Consider the following 3537-nt stretch of genomic DNA (forward strand, 5'->3'; position numbering starts at 1 on the left):
AGCATGCCCGCAGCGTCGCCGAACAGGCAAATGAAACCAAAACCAAGTTCCTCGCCTCCATGAGCCACGAGTTGCGCACGCCGCTCAACGCCATTCTCGGTTTTGCCCAGATGATCGAATTGGGTATCGGCAAGATGCCCGAGGTTCAAATGCGCGAATACCTCGGCATCGTCCTCAAAAGCGGCCAGCACCTGCTCGATCTTCTCAGCAACATCCTCGAGTTCTCCAAGTTCGAAAGCCAGGGGGAGCCCCGGGCATTCATCGCCATGTCCTCGGTCGACCTGTCCCGGCAATGCGTGGACATGGTGCGCGAAGAGGCCAAGAACCGCGGCGTCGCCATCGTCAACGACGCCGCCGCCAAGGAAACCGAAGCCCGATTTGTCGGCGATCCCCTCTGGGTGCGGCAAATCCTGCTCAACCTCCTCGTCAACGCGGTCAAATACAACCGGCCCGGAGGAACGGCGACGGTGACATGCGCCCGCCGGGCCGACGACAGGGTTCGCATCGCGGTCGCCGATACCGGCATTGGCATCCCGAAGGAAATACAAGACCGGGTGTTCGAGCCCTTTCAGCGCCTGGGGCGCGAAGCGGGCCAGATCGAAGGCGCCGGAGTCGGTCTGGCGCTCTCCCGCCAACTCGTTCTGCGCATGGGCGGCGAGATCGGATTCGACAGCGAACCCGGACGGGGCAGCACGTTCTGGTTCGATCTGCCGGCGGTCGAGGACGAAGTCGAGCGGGTGGCATGACGGTACCATCGCGCGCGGTCGCCGCGTTCGTCGCCGCTTTCTTGGCGGGGCCGGCGGGCGCCGCCACCTACGACACGGCGATCTTGCAGGGGCTCGACAAGGTGACCGCGCGCATTTCGACCATCGAGGCGCCGGTCGGCGACGTGGTCCGCTTCGGCACCCTCGAGATCATCGCCCGCGTGTGCGACAAGCGCCCGCCGGAGGAAACGCCGGAAAGCGCGGCCTTTCTCGACATCTGGGAAGTGCGCCGGGGCGAGCCGCCGGCGAGCGTGTTCCGCGGCTGGATGTTCGCCTCGAGCCCGGCCTTGTCCGCGCTCGAACACCCGGTCTACGACGTCTGGGTCTTGGATTGCCGGAACAGGGCTTCCAGCCCGGCCGCGACCTCGCCCGACGCGCGATCGAAATAGAAGCGCGCCTTGGCGCCGAGCGCGTCCTCGAGCATCTCCAAATACCGCCGCGCCGGAATTTCGACCGCGCCGAAACGGCGCAGATGATCGGTCATGAATTGCGTGTCGAGCAGCTTGAAGCCGCCCGCCCGCAGCCGCTCGACCAGGAACACCAGCGCCACCTTGCTCGCGCCCGACACGCGCGAAAACATGCTTTCGCCGAAGAACGCGCCGCCCAACGCGACGCCGTAAAGCCCGCCGACCAACTTGCCGTTGAGCCACACCTCGATCGAATGGACGAAACCCATCCGGTGCAGCTGGGTATAGGCCTTGACGATCTCGGAATTGATCCAGGTGTCGCGGCGGTTCTTCCACGCCTCGGCGCACTTGGCGATGACCTGGTCGAAGGCGGTGTTGACCCGAATCTCGAACGGATTTTTTTTGAGGAGCTTCCGAAGGCTGCGCGGGACGTGGAACCGGTCGAGCGGCAAGACGCCGCGCATCTTGGGGTCGACCCAGAACACGTACCGGTCGTCGCGGCTTTGCGCCATGGGGAACACCCCGGCGGCGTAGGCCTTGAGCAGCAGCTCGGGGGTCAGCTTTTCGGTCACCAGGATCGCTCGTTCGGCCATCGCGCGCCCTTTCACGCCTTAGGGCGCGCGGCGAATTCTTCCAGCCAGCGGATATCATAGGCGCCGTTGACGAACGCCGGGTCGGCGATTACCCGCCGGTGCAGCGGTATGGTCGTCTCGATGCCGTCGATCACGTATTCCTCCAGCGCCCGGCGCAACCGCATCAGGCATTCGTTGCGGTTGGCGCCGTAGACGATCAGTTTGGCGACCATGCTGTCGTAATAGGGAGGCACAGTATAACCCGAGTAGAGCGCCGAATCCACCCGCACCCCCAGGCCGCCGGGCGCGTGATAGTCGCCGATGCGGCCGGGCGAGGGCATGAAGGTGTCGGGGCTTTCGGCGTTGATGCGGCATTCGATGGCATGGCCGGAAAAACGGATGTCGTCCTGGGTGAAGCCGAGCGGCCGTCCGGCGGCGGCGCGGATCATCTCGCGCACCAGGTCGAGACCGCAGACCATTTCCGTCACCGGGTGCTCGACCTGAAGCCGGGTGTTCATCTCGATGAAATAGAATTGCCCGTCCTCGAACAGGTATTCGACCGTGCCGACGCTGCGGTAGCCGAGGCCGCGCAGCGCGGCGGCGGTGGTCCCGCCGATGGCCGAACGCTGGTCGGCGTTGAGGGCCGGCGAGAGGGCTTCCTCGATCAGCTTCTGATGGCGGCGCTGGAGCGAGCAGTCGCGCTCGCCCAGGTGGACGATGTTGCCGTGCAGGTCGGCGAGGATCTGGACCTCGATGTGGCGCGGCCGGCGCAGGTATTTTTCGATGTACACGTCGGCATTGCCGAAGGCGGCCTCGGCCTCGGCGCGGGCGAGCTTGAGCGCCGACAAGAGTTCGGTCTTGTCCTTGGCCGGCTTCATGCCGCGCCCGCCGCCGCCGGCGACCGCCTTGATCAGGACCGGATAGCCCATGTCCGCGGCGGCGCGGAGCGCCTCGTCGTCGCCGCCGACCGGGCCGTCGGTGCCCGGCACCACCGGCAGGCCGATGGCGCGCGCGGAACGCTTGGCGGCGATCTTGTCGCCCATCAGGCGGATGTGTTCGGGGGAAGGACCGATAAAGGTGAACCCGTGTTCCTCGGTCATGGCGGCGAATTCGGCGTTCTCGGAGAGAAAGCCGTAGCCGGGGTGGATCGCGTCGGCGCCGCTGATGGTCGCCGCCGACAGGATCGCCGACTTGTTGAGATAGCTTTCGCGCGCGGGCGGCGGGCCGATGCAGATCGATTCGTCGGCCAGCCGGACGTGCATCGCGTCGGCGTCGGCGGTCGAATGGACGGCAACGGTGCGGATGCCCATTTCGCGGCAGGCGCGCAGGATGCGGACCGCGATTTCACCCCGGTTGGCGATCAGCACCTTGTCGAACATCTAGAAAACGATTCTTTCAACCGTAATCGTCACCCCCGCGCAAGCGGGGGTCCACGCTCTCGAAAAGGCGGATTCCCGCTTTCGCGGGAATGACGCCGTGAATGTAACCGATACCGCCACGCCGCTACTCGATCAGCACCAGCGGCTCGCCGTATTCGACCGGCGTGCCGGAGGCGATGAAGATGCGGGCGACCTTGCCCGCGCGCGGCGCCTTGATCGGGTTGAAGACCTTCATCGCCTCGATCAGCAGCAGCGTCTGGCCCTCGGCCACCTGGTCGCCGACCCGGATGAAAGGCGGTGTCGCGGGATCGGGCGCGGTATAGGCGACGCCGACCATGGGCGATTTGACCACGCCCGGATGGTCGGCGACCGCGTCGGCGGCCTTGCCGGCGGGGGCGGTGGCCGGCGCCGGGGC

General features: G+C 66.3%; 5 protein-coding genes. 2 read left to right on the forward strand and 3 right to left on the reverse strand.

Annotated elements, in window-relative coordinates; genetic code table 11:
- Both FJ311_16040 and FJ311_16045 read left to right on the forward strand, forming a co-directional pair.
- Positions 1–746, forward strand: a 746-nt coding sequence (locus FJ311_16040) for a hypothetical protein (protein ID MBM3952945.1), incomplete at its 5' end; no start/stop codon positions are given.
- Positions 743–1153, forward strand: coding sequence for a DUF2155 domain-containing protein (locus FJ311_16045; GenBank protein MBM3952946.1), 411 nt, complete (start codon positions 743–745; stop codon positions 1151–1153). The genes FJ311_16040 and FJ311_16045, both read left to right, overlap by 4 nt.
- Here FJ311_16045 and FJ311_16050 read toward each other — a convergent pair.
- From FJ311_16050 to FJ311_16060, 3 genes are all read right to left on the reverse strand, one after another.
- The gene (locus FJ311_16050; GenBank protein ID MBM3952947.1) at positions 1075–1764 is read right to left on the reverse strand and encodes a leucyl/phenylalanyl-tRNA--protein transferase; all 690 of its coding nucleotides are present in this window, start codon (positions 1762–1764) and stop codon (positions 1075–1077) included. The genes FJ311_16045 and FJ311_16050 overlap by 79 nt on opposite strands.
- 11 nt (positions 1765–1775) lie before the next feature.
- Positions 1776–3122 (reverse strand): acetyl-CoA carboxylase biotin carboxylase subunit, encoded by a 1347-nt coding sequence (gene accC, locus FJ311_16055; GenBank protein MBM3952948.1) that lies wholly within the window; start codon positions 3120–3122, stop codon positions 1776–1778.
- Positions 3123–3246: 124 nt separating this feature from the next.
- Positions 3247–3537, reverse strand: a 291-nt coding sequence (locus tag FJ311_16060; GenBank protein MBM3952949.1) for an acetyl-CoA carboxylase biotin carboxyl carrier protein, incomplete at its 5' end; no start/stop codon positions are given.

Source organism: Rhodospirillales bacterium (genome assembly GCA_016872535.1).
In the GTDB taxonomy this organism is placed as follows: Bacteria; Pseudomonadota; Alphaproteobacteria; order Rhodospirillales; family 2-12-FULL-67-15; genus 2-12-FULL-67-15.